At 67.2% G+C, this 19,523-nt stretch carries 14 protein-coding genes and 1 pseudogene; 7 read left to right on the top strand and 8 right to left on the bottom strand.

Annotated elements, in window-relative coordinates; all coding sequences use genetic code 11:
* Nucleotides 1–114: 114 nt before the first annotated feature.
* Both AB0H61_RS06875 and eccCa read right to left on the bottom strand, forming a co-directional pair.
* Nucleotides 115–1,563, bottom strand: a complete 1,449-nt coding sequence (locus tag AB0H61_RS06875) for a type VII secretion-associated protein (protein WP_357300272.1) — start codon at nucleotides 1,561–1,563, stop codon at nucleotides 115–117.
* Nucleotides 1,563–5,606, bottom strand: coding sequence for a type VII secretion protein EccCa (gene eccCa / locus AB0H61_RS06870; RefSeq protein ID WP_357300270.1), 4,044 nt, complete (start codon nucleotides 5,604–5,606; stop codon nucleotides 1,563–1,565). Before eccCa ends, AB0H61_RS06875 begins: the two co-directional genes overlap by 1 nt.
* Nucleotides 5,607–5,782: 176 nt before the next feature.
* On the opposite strand from eccCa, the gene eccD reads away from it, so the two are divergent.
* Nucleotides 5,783–7,249 carry a type VII secretion integral membrane protein EccD gene (gene eccD / locus AB0H61_RS06865; protein ID WP_357300267.1) on the top strand — a complete coding sequence of 489 codons (1,467 nt, stop codon included), beginning with the start codon at nucleotides 5,783–5,785 and terminating at the stop codon, nucleotides 7,247–7,249.
* Nucleotides 7,246–8,652, top strand: a complete 1,407-nt coding sequence (gene mycP, locus AB0H61_RS06860; protein ID WP_357300266.1) for a type VII secretion-associated serine protease mycosin — start codon at nucleotides 7,246–7,248, stop codon at nucleotides 8,650–8,652. The genes eccD and mycP overlap by 4 nt, the downstream gene beginning before the upstream one ends.
* Nucleotides 8,653–8,732: 80 nt before the next feature.
* Here the strand turns inward: mycP and AB0H61_RS06855 are convergent, their stop codons facing one another.
* Complete coding sequence (locus AB0H61_RS06855; RefSeq protein ID WP_357300263.1) at nucleotides 8,733–9,008, bottom strand: hypothetical protein; 276 nt, start codon at nucleotides 9,006–9,008, stop codon at nucleotides 8,733–8,735.
* Nucleotides 9,009–9,278: 270 nt separating this feature from the next.
* Entirely contained in the window at nucleotides 9,279–9,779 is a 501-nt protein-coding gene (locus AB0H61_RS06850) for a hypothetical protein (RefSeq protein ID WP_357300260.1), read from the bottom strand.
* Between the two features lie 124 nt (nucleotides 9,780–9,903).
* On the opposite strand from AB0H61_RS06850, the gene AB0H61_RS06845 reads away from it, so the two are divergent.
* Nucleotides 9,904–10,668 carry an ion channel gene (locus AB0H61_RS06845; RefSeq protein WP_357300257.1) on the top strand — a complete coding sequence of 255 codons (765 nt, stop codon included), beginning with the start codon at nucleotides 9,904–9,906 and terminating at the stop codon, nucleotides 10,666–10,668.
* A 40-nt stretch (nucleotides 10,669–10,708) separates the two neighbouring features.
* Here AB0H61_RS06845 and tnpA read toward each other — a convergent pair.
* Nucleotides 10,709–11,138: pseudogene (tnpA, locus tag AB0H61_RS06840) on the bottom strand (IS200/IS605 family transposase).
* An 11-nt stretch (nucleotides 11,139–11,149) separates the two neighbouring features.
* On the opposite strand from tnpA, the gene AB0H61_RS06835 reads away from it, so the two are divergent.
* Nucleotides 11,150–12,370: an RNA-guided endonuclease TnpB family protein gene (locus AB0H61_RS06835; protein ID WP_357300254.1), complete on the top strand. Its 1,221-nt coding sequence runs from the start codon at nucleotides 11,150–11,152 to the stop codon at nucleotides 12,368–12,370.
* Between the two features lie 13 nt (nucleotides 12,371–12,383).
* Here the strand turns inward: AB0H61_RS06835 and eccB are convergent, their stop codons facing one another.
* A complete protein-coding gene (eccB, locus tag AB0H61_RS06830; protein ID WP_357300251.1) occupies nucleotides 12,384–13,877 on the bottom strand; it encodes a type VII secretion protein EccB in 1,494 nt (497 codons plus the stop codon).
* A gap of 112 nt (nucleotides 13,878–13,989) precedes the next feature.
* Between eccB and eccE the strand changes: the two genes are divergently transcribed.
* Nucleotides 13,990–15,633 (top strand): type VII secretion protein EccE, encoded by a 1,644-nt coding sequence (gene eccE, locus AB0H61_RS06825; protein WP_357300580.1) that lies wholly within the window; start codon nucleotides 13,990–13,992, stop codon nucleotides 15,631–15,633.
* A gap of 35 nt (nucleotides 15,634–15,668) precedes the next feature.
* Here the strand turns inward: eccE and AB0H61_RS06820 are convergent, their stop codons facing one another.
* Nucleotides 15,669–16,229, bottom strand: a complete 561-nt coding sequence (locus AB0H61_RS06820) for an NAD(P)H-dependent oxidoreductase (RefSeq protein WP_357300250.1) — start codon at nucleotides 16,227–16,229, stop codon at nucleotides 15,669–15,671.
* Between the two features lie 198 nt (nucleotides 16,230–16,427).
* Between AB0H61_RS06820 and AB0H61_RS06815 the strand changes: the two genes are divergently transcribed.
* The gene (locus AB0H61_RS06815; protein ID WP_357300248.1) at nucleotides 16,428–17,261 is read left to right on the top strand and encodes an NAD(P)H-binding protein; all 834 of its coding nucleotides are present in this window, start codon (nucleotides 16,428–16,430) and stop codon (nucleotides 17,259–17,261) included.
* Between the two features lie 131 nt (nucleotides 17,262–17,392).
* Nucleotides 17,393–18,397 (top strand): GAF domain-containing protein, encoded by a 1,005-nt coding sequence (locus AB0H61_RS06810; RefSeq protein ID WP_357300246.1) that lies wholly within the window; start codon nucleotides 17,393–17,395, stop codon nucleotides 18,395–18,397.
* A 16-nt stretch (nucleotides 18,398–18,413) separates the two neighbouring features.
* Here AB0H61_RS06810 and AB0H61_RS06805 read toward each other — a convergent pair whose 3' ends face one another.
* Nucleotides 18,414–19,514: an NAD-dependent epimerase/dehydratase family protein gene (locus AB0H61_RS06805; protein ID WP_357300578.1), complete on the bottom strand. Its 1,101-nt coding sequence runs from the start codon at nucleotides 19,512–19,514 to the stop codon at nucleotides 18,414–18,416.
* Nucleotides 19,515–19,523 lie beyond the last annotated feature (9 nt).

The following is a 19,523-nucleotide window of genomic DNA, read 5'->3' as shown; positions in this document are numbered from 1 at the left end:
TCGACTCGGAACCATCGTGCCCCCGGCGAATTCGCCGGGGGCACAATGCGTTTCATGGGGCGGTCGGCAGTGATGCGCCGATGACGGGCGGCAGTTCGAAATCTGCCGTCACGGTCAGGGCGTGATATGCACCGCGGCGGCGAACTTCTCACACGTCGTCGCGATCGCATCCCATCCATTGCCAAGGTATTGGCAGCCGATGCTCACCTGGGTGCCGTGCTCTACCAGCACGTGCCAGTTGACCGTGGAACCGCCCTCGGCCCGTTCGGTATAGGCCAGTGTGGACCGGCCGCCGAAGACTACGTCGCGCTTCAAATCGCTGATCGACGGCTTCTGCTTCATCTGCGCTTCGAGAGTCTGTGCGATCTGCTCGTATCCGGCGTTCGGAGCTACCGGGGTCTGAATGACCGTAATCCGTTGCTTGCTGCCATCCACCGGGACCAGATCGATGCGGGAGGTCGCCGTCGCGGGCATCGTCTTCCAGCCGTCGGGGACCTGAAAACGGATGCGCCCGAAGGTTTCCGGCGGCGGACCGGGAGGACTGCCGGGCGGGGCGGCCGGGGTCGTGGGCGGCGCGGTGGCGGCCACGGGGGCCGAGGTGGTTGTGGGCGCGGCGACGGGTTTTTCGTCGGAACCCCCCAGGGCGACCACCGCGCCGACGGCCGCGGCGGCCACCACCACGACCGCGGCCACAGCGCCGAGGATGTACATCATCTTGCGCCGTTCGGGGGCCTGGTGCGCGGCCGCGCGCTCGCGCAGCGGCTGCATCCATTCGTTCGACGGCAGCGCGGGCGCGGCCACGGGCCGGATCTCGGGTTCCGGCTGCGCCCCGCGCACCAGATCCACCCCCGAGATCGAACGCAGCTCGGCCTCGGGACCGCAGATCTGCCGCACGGTCGAACGGATCAGGTCCAGCTTGGCGGGATCGGAAACACCCATTACCTGAACAATATCGGCGGGCCGACCATCCAACAGCCTGCCCAGCACCGCAGACAGGGTCTCGGCCGCTCGCAGGTCCACACCGAGCTCCGCGCCCGCGAGATCCGGTTCGAATTCGCAGGATTCGAGGTACAGGCCCTGGGGGCCGGGGACCACCGAGGTGGCGGTGGTAGTGATCGGACCGAACTCCAGAACCACCGTGCGTCGACCGCGGGCCGCGTCCGCGTCGGCGGTCACGGCCCGAATCGCCATATCCTCGAAGACCACATCGTCGGCGAAGCGCCGAACCGCGGCGTCGACCACGGACCGCCTGCGCCCGCCCCATTCGGTCGGGCAGACGACGGTGACGCGTTCGGCGGGCACCACGACACCGAGGTTCTCCAGGACGGTGCCGACCACGGCCGTCATCGCCTCGCCGACCGCGGGTACCCGCGGCAGCAGCGCGATCCGCTCCGCCGGAACGAACTGGACCGCGGAACTGACCTGGGTCGGCGGCGTCAACGACTCGCCGACCACCAGATTTCCATTGCTGCCCAATACGACCGAGGGTGGTACGTCCCAGTGGGTGGCCGGGCCAACGGCCCAGACGCGCGTATCCGTCAGGACCAGTTCGATGGTGGACATCACTCGGCCGCCGGCATCCAGCCCAGCTGGATCAGTTCCTGGGCGTTACGTGTGATGTAGGTACCGCGGCCGGGCGGCTGCGGGCTCGGGCGCACCGTACCCATCAGCACACCTTCGTCCTTATTGCAGCTCATGATCAGGCCAGCCGAGCCGAGGTCCTTCATGCGCGCCATGGTGGCCTCGTACATGGCCCTGGCCGCGCCGCCGGAGCGCCGCGCGATGATCAGGTGGAAGCCGAGGTCTCGGGCGTGCGGAAGGTGTTCCACCAGTACCGAAGTGGGGTTGCCCATGGAGGTGGCGACCAGGTCGTAGTCGTCGATGATGACGTAGAGCTCCGGGCCGCTCCACCAGGAGCGGTCGCGCAGCTGCTGCGGTGTCACATCGGGACCCGGCGTGCGCTGGCTGACATAGGCGGCCAGGTCGGCCATGTTCTGGGTGAACTGTGGCGCCGTCGAACCGTAGCCCGCGAGGTATCCGTCGGGCACCAGACCGAGCATGCTGCGCCGGTAGTCGCCCATGATGAAGCGCGCCTGATTCGGCGAGTTCGAGGCCGCGATGCCCTCGATGAGTGAGCGCAGCAGCGTCGTCTTACCGGACTCGGTATCGCCGATGATGATGAAGTGCGGGCTCTCGTTGAAGTCGATGTAGACCGGAGCGAGCTCGGATTCGTTGATACCGATCGGAATTCGCATGGACTTCAGGTTCTGATCGAGCTGCGAAGGCCAGTTCCCGGCGAGCGAAAGCAGCTGTTCGCGCGGCAGCACCTCGGGCAGCATACGGGCTGCGGGCGCCGCCCGGCCCGGGGTAAGGCGGGCGATGGTCGACACCGCGTCGACGACGGCCTGGCCCAGGGTGGCCGGATCGGCGCTGCCATCGATGCGCGGCAGGCCGGTCAGCATGTGCAGGCACTCCGGCGTCATACCGCGGCCGGGGCGGCCCTGCGGCACCAGCGCGGCGAATTTGCGGCCCAGGTCGGAGTCCATCGGGTCACCCAGGCGCAGCTCGATGCGGGTGCCGATCTGGTCCTTCAGTGCGGGGCGCGCGGCGGCCCAGCGGTTCAGCGCGATCACCACGTGCACGCCGTACGAAAGGCCGGTCACCGCAAGGTTCATGATCGGCTGCTCGAGCGCGTCGAAATCCTCACGAATCGAGGCGAAGCCGTCGATCACCAGGAACACGTCGCCGAACGGGTCCTCGTGCGCACCGGCGGCGGCCGGGCTGCTGGACGGGTCGACCGAACGCAGTCGCCGGAACTCGGTCATCGACTCGATGCCGAGCGCCCGGAAGCGGGCCTCGCGCTGGCGCACGATAGTGGCCATCTCGGCGACGGTGCGCCGCACCTTGTCCTCATCCAGCCGGCTGGCCACCGAACCGACATGCGGCAGACCCTCCAGACTGGCGAGCGTGCCACCACCGAAGTCGAGGCAGTAGAACTGCACCTGTTCGGCGGTGTGGGTCATGGACATCGCCATGATCAGGGTGCGCAGCGCGGTCGACTTGCCGGACTGCGGACCGCCGACCACCGCGACATTGCCGCGGGAACCGGACAGGTCGACCACCAGCGGATCGCGCCGCTGGTCGTACGGACGGTCGACGATGCCGATCGGGGCGCGCAGCGTCGCCAACGGCGAGTATTCGCCGGTGAGGATCGAGCGCGGAATGAGCTGATCCATGGTCGGCGCATCATCCAGCGGCGGCAGCCAGATCTCGTGCGCCGGACGGCCGTACCCGTGGATGCGGGAGACGAGCATGTTCAGGTTGGAGATCTGATCGCCGTCCTCGGAGTGATGTTCCTCCGGCTCGTGTGTGGGCTCCGCGGGCAGCGGAATCCGGTCGGCGGCCCGGAAATCCACGTGGTGCGCGGTGAAAGGCCGTGCCTTCACATCGATCTCGCCGCCCGCGATACCCGCGCTGGTGACCTCGCGCTGCGAACCGCCACCGACGTAGGGGCCGGATACGTAGGAAGCCTGGAAGCGCTGGATCTCGCCGGAATCCGACTTCAGGTAACCACCACCGGGGACGCCGGGCAGGTTGTAGGCGTCGGGCACACCGAGCACCTGACGGGATTCGTTGGCGGAGAAGGTCTTCAGACCGATGCGATAGGAGAGGTGGCTCTCCAGACCTTTCAGCTTGCCCTCTTCCAGGCGCTGTGAGGCGAGCAGCAGGTGTACGTGCAGCGAGCGACCCAGTCGACCGATCATTACGAACAGTTCGGCGAAATCCGGGTGCTGGGTGAGCAGTTCGGAGAATTCGTCGAGCACCACGAACAACGCGGGCAGCGGGTCCAGATCGGCGCCCGCGGCGCGTGCCTTCTCGTACTCGGAGACATTGGCGAAGTTACCCGCCTGACGCAGAACTTCCTGGCGCCGGTTCATTTCACCGGCCAGGGCGTCGCGCATACGGTCGACGAGGTCGGCTTCCTCTTCCAGGTTGGTGATGACGGCCGCCACATGCGGCACCCCGTCCAAGCCGAGGAATGTCGCGCCACCCTTGAAGTCGACGAGAACCAGGTTCAGCTGATCGGGTGAATGTGTGGCCAACAGGCTGAGTACCAGGGTGCGCAGGAACTCCGACTTACCGGAACCGGTTGCGCCGATGCACAAACCGTGCGGACCCATACCGCTCTCGGCGGCTTCCTTGATATCGAGTTCCACCGGCAGTCCGTCGGCGCCGACGCCGAACGCCACCCGCAGCCGCTCCCGGCCGTAACGTGGCCGCCAGGCGTGCTCCGGGTTGAACGTGCCGATATCGCCCAGGTTCATCAACTGCGCCCAGGTCGAGATCACCTCGGTGTCCTCGGTCTCGACGTCGCTGCTGCGCTGGGTGGCCGCGCGGTACGGCGCGAGCCGTCGTGCCACCTGCTGAGCCTGCTGGCTGCTGATCCGGTCGATCAGCGCGAAACGCTCCTGATTGCCGGTGGCGCCGCGGCCGACGCATTCGCCGTTCTCGATCACCATCTTGATGCCGCGCGATACCGCCAGCCGCGGCGCGTAGCCGCACAGGTCGATAATGGTGACGCCCTCGAACCCGGATTCACGCAGCTGATCGTCCTCGGCCTCCAGCAGACCGCCGTCGACGACGATGACGATATGCACCAGGTTGGCGTTGGCCGGCTGGTTACGCGAGTAGCGAACGCGGTTGGCCAGCAACGGATGCAGGCCCGCCATCGCCTCCCGGATCGAGCCGTAGAACATGCGCTGGGTGCCGATACCGTCCTGGGCATCGGGGTGCTGGGTGTGCGGGAGCCACTTCGTCCACTCCCATTCGCGTGCCGTATCCGGGCCCGCGACGACGACCACCAGCACCTGGTCGGGCGCCTGGAACATGCATAGCTGCAACAGCATTGCGCGAGTCATATCGCGCGCTTCGCCGCGGTCGCCGTCCAGTGCGATGGTCGCGAAGCCCTTGACCGCGATCGCGGTCGGCAGGTCGGGCACCGTGGAGTGGGCTCGCACGAAGCGGCGCAGCGAGACCGCCGCGATCGGCTCCAACTCTTCGACCGGACCGGTTTCGGGGGCGACCAACCTGGTGGCCAGGCGCTGACCGCCGATGCCGATGCGCGCGTGGCAGAAGTCCTTATCACCCGCGCGCCGCTCCCACATCCGGCTGGTCCCGGCCAGCATCCAGATCAGGGCGGGTTCGGGGTGGCTCCACTCGACGGACGCGCGCTGCTGCGCGGCGGTCTCGTCGACATCCTTACGTACCTGGTCCAGATAGCGCAGGTAATCCTTGCGATCCTCGTTCGCCTCGGCCGCTTTCGCGCCCTTACCCCCACCCTGGCCCGCGAACATGCCGATCATGGAGAACAGCATCATGACCGGGAACATCATGCTCATCGGGTTCGACGCGATACCGCCACCCTGGGTGAACATCAGCGCCATCATGCCGAGCATGCCGATCACCATCACGAGCGGCATCAGCTTCATGAGCAGATTGCCCGGTGTCACCCTGGGGATTTCGGGCGGCGGCTGTAGTGTGACCTCGCCGCCGGGGGTGCGGGGCATCTCCCGACGGGCACGGCGTTGGAACCGGACGGTACTCATCGGACGAGAAATCCCCCTTTTGCATGCTGCAACTTTCGGCCTCAGTGTAGAGCGCACAGCCGACATGTCGTACAGTTCGACCAGCATTCTGCTGTCCGGACGCCAGGGTTCGCAACCTCGCCGCCCACGGCGCGCGTCAGCGGAAATACGAGGTAGAAGACCGAGTTGGGGGAAGCTTGACGCACGCGCGCCTTGACCACATCGACGAAGACTCCTCTCGCGGGATCGTTCGCGCGCCGGATCTGGCCCGGGTCACCATTCTGGCGAAGCACACCCAGGTGGATATGGCGATCCCGGTCGACGTGCCGGTCGCGCTGGTGATCCCGAGTGTCGTCGATATGGTCGCCCAGCACAGCCGCACCAATGATTTCGACAACGAGGGTGAGCGTTTCGAACCCGCCGAATGGGTGCTGGCCCGAATCGGCCACCCCCCGTTCTCCAATTCGCTCAGCCTCGGTGAGCACGGCGTGCGTGACGGCGAGTTGCTCATGTTGGAGAGCGCCTCGCATATCGCGCCGACGCCGCTGTTCGACGACATCATGTACAACGTCGCGATCGCCGACGCCGACCACTACCGCAGCTGGACCCCGAAGATCGCGCGGATCACCGGTTCGGTGCTGGCCGCTGTCACAATGATCGTCGGCTGCCTCGGGCTGCTGCTCTCGCCCGGTTCGTTGCCGGTGTGGGTGAGCGGCTCCATCGCGCTCGGCGTGGCGATCCTGCTCGTGGTCGCGGGCATGGTGCTGAGCAGGATGTACGGCGATACCGCCACGGCGCTGGTACTCGGCGGGTGCGCGCTACCCCCGGCCTTCAGCGCCGGAATGCTCTACGTCCCCGATGATTACGGCTGGGCGCACATTCTGCTCGGCGCCGCGCTGCTCGGCGCGACGGCGATTCTCGCCTGGCGCGTCACCGGCGTCGGGCTCGCGCTGTTCATCGGCGTGGCCACCCTCGCGGTCTACGCCGTCCCGGCGGCGTTGGTCGGGCTGCTCACCGACCAGCCGCTGAAGGCCATCGGCGCGGTCGCGGCGGCGCTCGGCCTGGCCGGGCTGTCGCTCTCGCCACGAATGTCCATGCTGCTGGCCAAATTGCCGCTGCCGCCGGTGCCCTCCCCCGGCACCCCGATCGACCCGACCGAGGACGATCCCGACGATCACCGCGCGCTGCCCACCATGGACGCACTGCGGGTGAAGTCGGAACGGGCCCGCATGTACCTGGCCGGTCTGGTGTCGGCCACCACGCTGGTCACCGTGGCGGGCGCACTCTGTGCCACCGACCCGGAGTCGAAAGACCCTTACTGGCAGGGCATCGCGCTCGCGCTGGTCTGCGCGGCGGTGCTGATGTTCCGCAGCCGCACCTATGCGGGCGCCGAGCAGGCGGTCGTGCTGATCTCGGGCGGCGCGTCGATCGTGCTGATCATGTTGGTGGGAGCCGGTTTCGAAATGGAGATGCCGCTGGCCGTCTTCGGCGCGGCCATGTTGATCCTGGTCGCGGCGCTGATCCTCGGCATCATCATTCCGAACCAGTCGGCCACGCCGCCGATGCGGCGCGGCGTCGAACTGCTCGAATACGCCTTCGTCGCCGCCGTGCTGCCGCTGGTGTTCTGGGTGGCCTCGCTCTACTCACTCGTCCGCGGGCTGTGAAAGCGGGACTGCGCGTCGCCGCGGTCGCGGTGACACTCGGGCTGAGCTCGTCGTTCGGGCTGGGCTCGGGTCACGGTGTCGCACATGCCGATCGCCCGCCCGCGGTGAATCCGGCGCTGCGCCCGGCAGGTGATCCGGCGGCGCCGCCCCAAAAGACCGAGCGGCCACCGAATTCCAACTGCGCGGACATTGTGACGGGCGGCGACGGGCCCACCATCCCGACCGCCCAACGCTCCCTCGACCTGGAACGGGCCTGGAAGTTCTCCAAGGGTGCAGGCCAGGTCGTCGCGGTAATCGACACCGGGGTGGCGCGCCATCCGCGCCTGCCAGGTCTGCGGGCCGAGGGTGATTTCGTGGCCAACGTGGGCGATGGCACCGAGGACTGCGATGGGCACGGAACCTTCGTCGCGGGGTTGATCGCCGCCTCCCAGGAGGACGGCCAGGGGTTTGCCGGGGTCGCGCCGGAGGCACAAATCATGACGATTCGCCAGACCAGCAAGATGTATCAGAAGGAAGGTCGATCCCAGGAGAAGTCGCCCGACGAATTTCCGGACAGCTACGGCAATCTCGGCACCATGGCGTCCGCGATCGTCCGCGCGGTGGACAAGGGCGCCACCGTCATCAACATTTCCGAGGTCTGGTGCGGACCGGATAAGAACGTCGACGGTGCTATCGGAGCGGCACTGCAATACGCCGTCGACCGCGATGTTGTCGTCGTGGTCGCCGCGGGCAACGCCGAGGACGCCTGCAAAACCGAGAACCAAGTAATCGATCCGCTGGATCCGACCGCCGACCCATGGAGCAACGTCACGGTCAATGTTGTGCCCGCACGATGGGACGAGTACGTCCTGTCGGTCGGTTCGATCGATTCCAACGGCGCACCGTCGAAGTTCACGGTTGCGGGACCGTGGCTGAGTGTGGCCGCACCGGGCGAGAATATGGTCTCGCTCAATCCGCGTAGCGACGGCACCGCGGTCGGCGCCGTCAATCAGCGTGGTGAGCAGGGCGCAATCAGCGGCACCAGCTTTGCCACCCCGATCGTGTCCGGGGTGGTCGCGCTGGTTCGTGCGCGCTTCCCCGAGCTGAGTGCGCGCGAGGTGATGAAACGCATCCAGGCCACCGCGCACGCCCCGGCCGAAGGGTGGAACAAGTACATCGGTTACGGCGCGGTCGATCCGATCGCGGCGCTGACCGAGGAGGTGACCGGGCCGCTGCCACCCAAGACCCCGACCCCGTCCAAGAGCCAGCAGCTCGCGGTGCCCGTCGCACCGCCGCCGCCGGACAACCGGGCCCGCGATGTCGCGCTGATCGGCACGAGTGTCATCGCGGGCGCGCTGATCCTCGGATACCTCGCCTCTTTCCCGATCCGTCGCCGCTTCGGCGTCTCCGACGACGATATGTGATAGCAGCTGGGTCCAGACAACACGAAGGGTTCCGGTGACTCGCACCGGAACCCTTTCACGCTATCCGCAGGGCAGCAGCCCTAGCTGTTGACGTACCGCACGCCGACCACGTAAACCTCGTTGCCCTGTCGATCGCGGTGGCTGACATAGCAGTAGTACTGCGGATACGTGGCATGGGTTGCCGTCGGGTCCTGGCGAGCATCGAAGTTGCGCTGCTTCTGTGCCGCCTCGACGTTGCACTCACTCTTCGTCAATGCGTTCGCCGCTCCGGCGGCCACGACCCCGGCTGCTCCCAGTCCCACACCTGCCGTAGCCACCACCGCGAGCGATGCGACGGCCCGGTAGATCCTGTTCATGTTCCGCTCCTCCTGTTGATCATCTGGACGGCTGATGCCATCCCAGACGAGTCTCGCCTCGGGGCGGCAAGAATCTCCTTGCGCTGCAGCAGGATTCGCCGTCGAATTCCGTCGGCGCCCAAACTCGACCCGTCAATATGGTTGGACGTCCGCCGACCAAGATCGGTTCCATGAGTTCGCGATTTTCCGGCCTGATTCGAACACCGATATTGTCCGTGGCAGCGGACCTGTAGCGTCGACGACCCGACCGGCGGATCCTGAGTCCGCGCGTTACGAGCGCCTCGGGTTGGAAGTGTCAACTGCCAACCCGAGGCTTCTCCGCATCGCGACATCCCGATACTGATCTACGAGGTGCTGGTAGAAGCTGTTCTCTGGAGATTCCAGCGAAATGGCCCGCAAGCCGAGGGTGATCTTCCGGTCCACTGCCGTCGAGTATCCGTCCTCGTCGATGCCGAGGTCCTCGGCGACCGCCAGCACCAGTTCGTCCAGCTCGTCATCGGTCACATAGACGGCGAGACGGCATTCGACTGGGACGCGCGCCGGGTCGTACGCGTCCCCCCAAGCGCGCTGAGCGAACTCATCGAACGCGGCGACCGGCCCGAACGCGGTGTAGCACGGGATACGGTTCACTCCGCGGATCCGATGGGCACTCTCTTCGAGCGCCAGCGCAATCGGGTGAATCCCGTCGCCGTCAAGGGAGCCGGGCCCGGTCGCATCGGGGAGCCCGAGTCCCACCGCGAACTCCCACACTTGGTGTTCGTCGTCGTCCACGGACAACCCTCCGGTCATTTCTTCGATTTGCTGGCGTGAGGATCCTGCTCGCTGCACACCTGTAGCGTCGACGACCGAACCGGCGGTATTCCCTTTGCCGCACCCGATCGACACAGGTAGTCCGATGGCCGAAACACATCCGATACTCACTCGCAGGCAGTCCTGGGAGCGAGCGACCAGCATCCCGATGTTGGTGCTGGCCGTACTCTTCCTCGGCGTCTACGCCTGGCATGTGCTCGATACCGGTGCATCGCCACGGCTCGATGCCTGGCTCACCAGGATCGACGTATTGATCTGGGTGTTGTTCGCGGTGGATTTCGCGACCCGGCTGTGGTTGTCCGGGAATCGGTGGCGGTTCGTGCGCACCCATCCGGTGGACCTGCTGATCGTGGTGCTGCCACCGTTTCGTCCGCTGCGACTGCTGCGGGCCGCGATGCTGGTACTCGGCACGCTGAATCGCAATACCGCGACCCGGGCCCGGCTGTCGGTCGTCGTCGGGGCAAGTTCGGTGCTGGTGCTGGTGCTGTGCAGCCTGGCCTTCTTCGATGCCGAATACGGTGCCGCCGATAGCAAGGTCCACAATTTCGGTGACGCGCTGTGGTGGTCGATGGTCTCGGTGACCACCGTCGGCTACGGCGACGTGTATCCGGTGACGACCCAAGGCCGGTTGATCTCGCTGATCCTGATGACCTTCGGCATCGGCCTGATCAGTTTCGCGATCGGCACCACGACCAGCTGGGTCATGGATCAGCTGAAGTCTGTCGAGGCCAATGTCGAGAACACCGACAGGGAGATCGGCGTACTGATCTCCGAGATCCGCGCGCTGCGCGCCGAGGTCGCCGCACTGCGCGAGGCGGAAACGAAATCCGTTGGTATGCCGGGCGATTAACGCCCGGCCCGGCTACTGCTCGTGGGCCAGTGCGCCGCTCTTAGGGTGGTGGTGAAGGCCCCGCACGGGAGGCCCGGGCGTGCCCTGGACCGGACTGCTGCCGTTCGATGTACTGCCGCAGCACCGAAATCGGGGCACCACCGACCGATCCGGCGAAGTACGACCCTGACCACAACCGTTGAACACGCCAGTAGTGCCACATACCCTCGAGTGAGTTCACCAGTTTCGACAGCGCGTCCTTCGGCGGGAAGTTCACGGGAAGATGCACATGGTCGGACTTGCCGTTGAACGCGATGAGCTCGCAATCGAAGTCCGCGCGCACGGCTCGCATGGTCTCCTCCGTTCGTTCCAGGTGCCGGGCGGTGAACACTCGATGCCGGTACTTCGTCACGGAAAACCAAGCGTGCGTGAAGTACGAAAATGCAGTGTTTACCAGTGCGAATGTCGCTGCGCTGCCATAGGCCACCGATACGATCTGGGAGTGCACCTGCGATATCGGTTCCGTATCTACCCGACACCGGGCCAACAGGTCTTGTTGGCGCGGGCGTTCGGGTGCGCACGGGTGGTGTACAACGACGCGCTCGCCGCACGGGAAGGTGCACGCCGGGCCGGACTGCCGTATGTGACCGATGCGGAGTTGTCGCAGGCGTTGACGGCGGCGAAGCAAACACCGGAGCGGGCGTGGCTGGGTGAGGTATCCAGCGTCGTGTTGCAGCAGGCCCTGGCTGACTTGAATACCGCCTACCGCAACTTCTTTCGGTCAGTCTCCGGGAAACGCAAGGGTGCCACGCTCGGTCTGCCCCGGTTTCGGTCACGCCGGGATAGTCGACAGTCCATCAGGTTCACTCGCAATGCCCGCTTCGCGGTCACCGATGGCGGCAGGCTGCGGTTGCCGAAGATCGGCGAGGTGAGGGTCTCGTGGTCGCGGGAACTTCCGTCCGAACCGTCGAGCGTGACGGTGATCAAGGACAGTGCGGGAAGGTACTTTGCGTCGTTCGTGGTCGAGGTCACCAACGAGGCACTGCCCGAACGTGTTACGGAGGTCGGTATCGACCTGGGGCTGGTGACGTTTGCGGTTTGCAGTGACGGGAAGACTATCGCATCGCCGAGGTTCCTGCGGCGCGCCGAACGTAAACTCCGCAAGGCCCAGCGGAGCCTGTCGCGCAAACAGAAGGGATCGAACAATCGGGGCAAGGCCCGGATCAAGGTGGCTCGGGCGCACGCCGAGGTGGCCGACATGCGCCGCGATTTCGCGCACAAACATTCCACGGCGATCATCCGCGAAAACCAAGCGGTGTATGTCGAGGACCTGTGTGTGAAGGGGCTTGGGCGGACCCGCCTGGCGAAGTCGGTGCACGATGCCGGATGGTCGATGTTCACCCGGATGTTGCAGGAGAAAGCCGTCCGGTACGGGCGGTACTTCGCCAAGGTCGACCGGTTCTTCCCCTCGTCGCAACTGTGCTCGCGGTGCGGGGCGCTCGACGGGCAGAAATCTTTGTCGGTCCGTTCGTGGACGTGCCGGTGTGGCGCTATCCACGACCGGGATGTGAACGCAGCACTGAACATTCTCGCCGCCGGGCAGGCGGAGAGACGAAACGCTTGTGGAGCGCAGGTAAGACCGGAACCTGTTCCGGCGCAGCGTGGCGAAGCAGGAACCCACCGAGAGCGCCGCACGGCGCTGGTAGGAATCTCCGGCCTTTAAGCGGGAGAGGATGTCAATTCGAGCTGTTACCCACCGTCTGCTTCGCGGGCGACGGGTCCGGTGCGACGCCGTCGTGGGCGACCATGGCCTCTTCCCTGCCCAGCGTGGGGCCGGAGGCCAGCAGGCCGACGATCGGCCACGGCGCGGGCTCCGGTTCGACCCCGGACTCGCTATCCAGCCCGAGCGCCTTCTGCGCATCGGCGTTCTTGATGCCGTACCGGACACCGGTGTCGGCGATGTAGAACATGCTGTCCTTGCGGCGGCTGTCCGGTTCGATGCCGGTGGTCTGCACGAAGGCGCCGGTGCCCGGCGGGATGTACGCCGAGTCCGCGTTGGGGCCCGAACCGTCGGCCTGCGCCAGCGGCACCAGCTTGGCATTGTCCGGAATCGGCAGTGCCACACCGGCGATCACGGACAGCTCGGCGGCCCGGCCGCCGTCCTTGTTATCCGCGGCGGCCGGAATCGGCTTCCACGACAGGCAACTGATCGGCTTGTCCTTGATCTCGACGATCGAGGGCGCGCGCTCCGGGTAGTCGGCGACCTTCAGCGCCTGCGAGACCGGGGCGTAGGTGCGGTCCGCCTCGCCGATGCGGGTGTTCTCCGAGGGCGTGCGATTCGCCGCGTTGCGGATGATGTCGCCGGTGAGCCGGGAGATCTCCTGCAGACCGTCCTGGAGCACCACGTAGTACTTGTCCGGTTCCGAGGGCACCTGGACCACGTCGGCGATTCGATGGTTGTTGACCTGATAGCTCACCGAACCACCCGGATTGACGATCTTCGGCGGCTCGATCGCCGGTACCTCGGGAATCGTGTTGAGCATGCCCTCGCCGACCGGACGCGGGGTGGCGCCGGTGATGCCGAGCGCATCGGTGACGGCGCGGTTGGTCATATCGACGCGCGCCCGCTTCTTGTCGTAGACCAGGTAGACGGTGTCCTTGGCCTTGACGAGCAGCGCCTGGTCACTGCCGAGCACCGAGGCCTTCTCGCCCAGCTGCGGATTCCCGGCCAGCACCGAGGTGGTCAGATCCTTACTGCCGTCGACCTTCAGCACATCGCAGACGGTCCAGGCCCGGCCGTTGCCATCCTTGTCGTAGCGCAGTGCGGCGGGGGCTCCGGGGATGCCGATGAGCTGACCGCGCGGCTTCTTCCCGAGCTCGGATTCCTTGACTATCACGGCCTTACCGGACTCCCCCGAGGCCAGCCGGGCCGAGGCGAGGTTCAGCGCGGGGTGTACCACGTCGTCGATCACCACGTAGACGCCGCCGGACTCCTTGCCGATCAGCAGCTTGTTCTGACCGATCTTGTCTTGCGGGCGCAGGAGCGCGAGAATGCCACAGCCTGCCAGCACGACGCAGGCCAGCACCAGCCCGGCCGCGTAGGCGCGGGACTGCGAACGCATGGGGTCGTGCAGCATGCGTACGTCCCGGCGCACCAGGGCATGCTCCATACGGCGGACCAGAAAACGGTAGCCGCTGACTTGCCAGCGTGTAGTGGGTTTTGAAGGCATTTTCTCTCCCCCGGACAGTGCTCGCGTTCGCGGAACACAGTACAGTTCCCGAGGACTCTTGTTCAGCTCGGCCGGTAGGAAGCGGTCGATATCGGGTACTTGGGGGACGATGATGGCCGAAGCCACCGGAGCGGGGCCGCGCCCACTCTTTGGTCGCATCTCACTGCAAAATCTGCTGGTAGGGCAGGTGATTGGGCTTTTCGCCGGACTGTTCGCGCTGATCGCCGGGCTCGGAGAATGGCCGTCGCTCGCCATCGCGGTGTTCGCCGCGCTGCTGCCGCTGATCCCCATCGCGAAGCGGACCATGCTGGACTGGATCGGCACGTGGTGGCGTTATCTCACTCACCGCGACTACGAAATCGGCGACACCATCGACTTCCGCGGCCCCGACGATCGTTCGCTCGGTCTGTACTGGGACGGCAGCCGGGTCGTCACCGTGGTCGAGGTGCTGCCCCCGCGCGGCGGACTGACCCGGATCTCCAGCAGCACCGTGCACGCCTCCCACCTGCTGCCGCTGCCCGAACTCGCGAAATGCCTCAGCCAGCACGACATTCTGCTCAGCGGCATCGACATCATCAGCCACGGACACCGCAGCCGTGCGGGCACTCCCGCGGGCAAGATCTACGAATCGCTGCTCGGCCCGCTGCCCGCCACCGCCCACCGCGCGGTGTGGCTGGCCATCAGCTTCGACGCCATCGCCTGCCCCGAGGCCGCGGCCCGGCGCGGCGGCGGCAGCGAGGGCGCCTCGCGCGCGGTAACCATTGCGACACAACGGGTTATGCGGGCGCTCGAAGATGCCGACTGCAGTGCGCGCATCCTGACCGCGCCGGAGATCCGCAAAGCGGTCCTGCAGATCACCTCGGGTTTCGACCCGCGCACCCTGACCCAGCGCTGGCGCTATGCCGAGATCGGCAATGCGGTCAATATCGGTAGCGCGGTCGACCCCAAACAACTCGGTTCGGATCTGCTGGCTCAACTGTGGGTGGCGCCGTCGCGCGGCACCACGGTCGCGGTGCGGCTGCGTCCCGGAAGCTCTGCCGAATCGGTCAGCATCGGCGCGGCCTGGCGACTCACCGCCCGAGAACTACCGGAGCGCGGCAGCCTCAAGGGCATGGTTTCGATGGCCGGACGGCATCGGGACGGATTGCTCGCCCACCTGCCGCTCGCGGTGCCCGGTGTCGACGAGACGGTGCCGATGACCGAGTACCCGATCGACGTGATCGGCGCGCTGCATCTGCCGTCCTCGGGGTGCGGCCAGTTGATCGGCTCGGACGAGGAGAACCAGGGTGTGGCGGTCCGCATCGTCGGCACCGGTATCTCCACCGTCTACGTCGCGGGCGAGCTGTATCTCGCCCAGCAGCTGGTGTTCCGGGCGCTCGCGGTGGGCGAGCGGATCCTGATCCGGACCGACCGGGCGCATGCCTGGGAGAACCTGGTGCAGACCATCGGGAACCCGGAGCGGCTGACCATCGCGGTCGAAACCCACCAATCCGACGCGGGTTTCACCGCGACCGTGGTGGACGGGGTGCTGGCGCCCGCGCCACACGCCGGTGTCACCACCATCTATGTGACCGGCGATCCCATGGGCTGGCCCGCGACCCGGCCGGATCTGTCGATCCACCAGCCCGGCGCGATCGGCAACCATGTGGTGCTGCGCACGGGCAGCGCCCAGGTCGACCTCACGCTGGTCTCGATTCCGCGCGAGGCCACCTACATCGGACATCCGCGCGGACGTCGCGTCATGCAGCCGCAGTAAGTCCAACTCCCCCCGCGCCGCCGCCGGTGGCGATATCAGCCGGGATAGGGATCGGTGGTCCGTGCGGTTCGCAGAGTACGAGCCCACCAGGCGAGTTGGCGGAGCATGCGGCCCGCGGCGTCGATGGCAGCACCGTCCTGTGTTTCGCCCGCGGCATCGAATGCGCGCTTGGCCTGGTGGAAGCTGACGGTTTCGCGGACCGAGACCATGTGGACCTCGGCGACCACCTGCCGGAGTTGTTCGACCGCGCGCAGACCACCGGACAGCCCCCCGTAGGCGACGAATCCGATGGGCTTGGCGCGCCATTCCCGCTTCGCGCTGTCGATGGCCGTCTTCAACGAGGCCGGGTACCCGTGGTTGTACTCCGAGGTGATCACCACGAACGCATCGGCGGCCGCCAACCGCGCCCGATAGGCCGCGACCACCGGGGTGTCGGTGAGGTTCAGCGGCAGCGGGGTATCGATGAGATCGATGACGCCGGTATCGAATTCGGGATCCGCCCGGACGGTACGCAGGAACCAATCGGCGACCACCGGGGCGAATCGCTCCGGGCGCACGCTGGCGATGATGACCTCGAGCCGCAGGGGGGTGTCCACGGCGCGAGCCTAGTCCGATATGGCAGCCGACATCGAGATCCCAGGCGGCCTACAGTGGCGGGCGGGTTGTCGGTCGCGGTGCCGGGTGGGCCGCGTTTCCGCCGAGCGCCGGGCGGCCGCTGACACCAGGGCGTGTGCGTCACGCCGAATCACCTTGGCCATCAGACGAGTTCGGGTGTCGCGGATAAGGAGAACGGGATGATTCTGGTAACCGGGTCGACCGGGAATATCGGTACAGAGCTTGTTGCCGAGCTGAGTGAGTCGGGGCAGCGGGTGCGGGCGCTGGTGCGCGATCCGGCGCGCGCGGCACTGCCCGCGGGGGTCGAGGCCGTGACCGGCGATCTGAACAAGCCTGAGAGTCTCGTCGATGCGCTCGACGGTGTGGACGGCATATTCCTGATGCCCGGCTACGCGGATATGGCCGAGACACTGGCGCTTGCGAAAAAGGCCGGGGTGCAACGGATCGCGCTGCTCTCCAGCGGGTCGGCGGCACTGGAGGATTTGGATAACGCGGTGTCGCGGTATATGACGCTGTCCGAGCGCGCGGTGCGGGAATCCGGTATGGCGTGGACGTTTCTGCGGCCGCGGTCGTTCATGTCCAATGCGCTGCGCTGGCTGCCGCAGCTGGCGGCGGGCGACCGGGTCCGGGTGCAGTTCCCCGGTGTCGCGGTGGCGGCGATCGATCCGGCCGATATCGCGACGGTGGCCGCCGTCGCGCTGACCGAGGGCGGGCTCGACGGCCGCATCCTCGACCTGACCGGGCCACGGGCGCTGCGCCCGGCCGAACAGGTCGCCGTACTCGCCGAGGTGCTCGGGCGGCCACTGGTCGCCGAGGAACTCACCGATGCCGAGACCAGGGCGGAGCTCGAGGCCACGATGCCGCAACCGTATGTCGACGCGTTCGTCAGCTTCTTCATCGACGGCAAGCTGGACGAATCGCAGGTCTACCCCACCGTGCGCGAGGTGACCGGCCGCGACCCGCATACCTTCGAACGGTGGGCCCGCACCCACGCCGCCGCGTTTGCGCACTGATCCAGCGGGTAACCGAATGCGCGGTGCCGCGCTGTGATAGGCGCGGCTTCGTCGCCTGCTCACCTTCGGATCGGGCACCATATGCACCGGCTATCAATGGTGCGGTACTTCGAGCTCGGGATGGGGTGCAGGTGAATATCGGGCGCTGGGCGCTGGTCGAAACACTCGGGCCGGTCGGGACCTGGTCGCTGGTGTGGGCCGGGACCACGCCGAAGTCGTGGAAGTCGTTCGACAGGGCGATTCCCGCGCGGCTGCGGCCCATCGTCGAGTCGGCGCACGCTTGCGGGGCGGTCGTGGACCGCACGCTGCCCAGGTCCCGGCATGCGTGGTCGGAGCAGAGCGCACGGGCGGTGCCGGTGACGGGGCCGGACGGGCGGGTGCACGCGGTGAAGTTATGGGTCGGTGGGGTGGCCGCGCCCGAACCGGGGGTGGCGCCGTTCCGTGTCGACACACGGGACCGGCTGTTGGAGACGCTCCCGCGGGCACTCGGCCCGGATTTCGAGCGATTCCGCACCCGCTGGTTCGGCGCCGAACCCTTCGAATCCATCGAACGTTTCGACGGGGCACTGGAATTCATCGCCCTGATGGCCCGCTCCGAACCGGGTTCCCGCTGGCTGGGCACCGCCACCGTGCGCACGGCCGCGGGCCTGCGCTCGCTGCTGCTCGTCGCGCGCAACGCCGACGCCGACCGCGCCGACTGGCGGGGAGTGGCCGTGGATGTCACCGACAGTGTGCCGCCGCAACGAAAAACCTTCGAGGCCAGCACTATCGACCTACTGCGCCGCACTACACCCGACCTCTATCTCGCCATCGTCGATATCGCGCAGGTCCGCCTGATCCGCTGGGTCAGCGAACCCGTCCCCGGCCTCTTGTGGTCCGGCGGTATCGACGAGCGCACCCTGCCCCACCCGGCCGACCGCGCCCGAATCCTCGATGCCCGCACCGCGATTCGGGACGGTGCGGGCGCACACGCCCTCCCCGCGGTTCGCTTCGCCACCGAATCCGGCGCCTGGATGACCGCCGACGTGGAGATCTCCCCGCTCCCCGGCGGCACCCCCGGCGCACAGATCCCCGAGTTCGCCCTCGTCCAGCTGACCGTCCTCCGCGACCCCGCATCCCACGAATCGAATGCCTAGCCGCACGCGGCTTCGGTCAGGTGGCGGCGGGTTCGGTGGAGGGCGCGGCGAATTCGGCGAGACCCTGGGCCGGGGTGATGGCCGCGGTGAAATCGAGGGCGCGTTTGGCGCGTTCGGGGTCGGCGACGAAGTGACGGACATCGGCCAGGAGGTATTGGCCGGTCACGATCGGCGCTGGTCCGCCGCGGGCTCTGGACATGATCGAGGCGACCTGCCACAGACTGACCGGATGGCCGGAGGCGATGTTCAGGGGGACGAAACCGGGCAGCGCGCGCTCCACGGCGGCGACGGTGGCGGCGACGACATCGTCCACGTGCACGAAATCCCGCATCTGACCACCGTCCTCGAAAACCCGCGGTGCGAGGCCCGCGGCGAGGGCATCCCGGAAAAGGGCGGGCAGGCCGAAGTGTGCGCCCGGGCCGTACACCTGGTGGTATCGCAATGCGGTCACGACGGCGCCGGTGGCCAGACCCCAGGCGAAGGCATAGTTTTCCTGCGCCACCTTGCTCGCCGCGTAGAAACCGCGGGGCCGCAGGGGCGTTTCCTCCCCGACCGGCTCCCAGGTGAGCACCTCACCGGTGCGCGGCGCCCGATGGTCGAACATGCCGCGATCCAGGTCGGCGCGCAGCCGCAGTCCGGGGAAGAACGGCCCACCGTGCACCATCCGGTAGCGACCCTCGCCGTACACGGTGATCGAGGACCCCAGCACCAGACGCCGGATCCCGGCCTGACCCATGGCCGCGAGCAGGACCGCGGTACCGAGATCGTTATGCGCCGCGAACTCCGCCGCGCTCAGTCCGGGCTCGAGGCGCGGGCCCATCCCCGGGCGTGAGCCCGATCGCGCCGCCGGACCCGAGCCGGGTTCGGCGCGCTGGGGGGCGCTGACCCCGGTCACCGCGGCGAGATGGCAGACCACCTCGACCCCGCGCAACAGCGGCTGCAGCGCGACCGTATCCCGTACATCGATCCGCGAAACGCCTTCCGGCGCTTGCGCATCCACTCCGTGCACAGCGGGGTGCAGCAGGTCGATCGCGACCACCTCGTGGCCCGCCCCGATCAACGCCCGCCGCATATGCGATCCGATGAAACCGGCCCCGCCGGTCACCAGCACCTTCATGACATCCAT

The organism is Nocardia sp. NPDC050710, assembly GCF_040654375.1.
Classification (GTDB): domain Bacteria; phylum Actinomycetota; class Actinomycetes; order Mycobacteriales; family Mycobacteriaceae; genus Nocardia.
Note: the sequence above shows the minus strand (reverse complement) of the source record. Positions and strands in the feature narration are given on the sequence as shown.

Bases quoted from the DNA above. Each gene is read 5' to 3' on its own strand.
- AB0H61_RS06875 (WP_357300272.1), bottom strand. From the start codon at position 1,563: ATGTCCACCATCGAACTGGTCCTGACGGATACGCGCGTCTGGGCCGTT.
- eccCa (WP_357300270.1), bottom strand. From the start codon at position 5,606: ATGAGTACCGTCCGGTTCCAACGCCGTGCCCGTCGGGAGATGCCCCGC.
- AB0H61_RS06855 (WP_357300263.1), bottom strand. From the start codon at position 9,008: ATGAACAGGATCTACCGGGCCGTCGCATCGCTCGCGGTGGTGGCTACG.
- AB0H61_RS06845 (WP_357300257.1), top strand. From the start codon at position 9,904: ATGGCCGAAACACATCCGATACTCACTCGCAGGCAGTCCTGGGAGCGA.
- eccB (WP_357300251.1), bottom strand. From the start codon at position 13,877: ATGCCTTCAAAACCCACTACACGCTGGCAAGTCAGCGGCTACCGTTTT.
- eccE (WP_357300580.1), top strand. From the start codon at position 13,990: ATGGCCGAAGCCACCGGAGCGGGGCCGCGCCCACTCTTTGGTCGCATC.
- AB0H61_RS06815 (WP_357300248.1), top strand. From the start codon at position 16,428: ATGATTCTGGTAACCGGGTCGACCGGGAATATCGGTACAGAGCTTGTT.
- AB0H61_RS06805 (WP_357300578.1), bottom strand. From the start codon at position 19,514: ATGAAGGTGCTGGTGACCGGCGGGGCCGGTTTCATCGGATCGCATATG.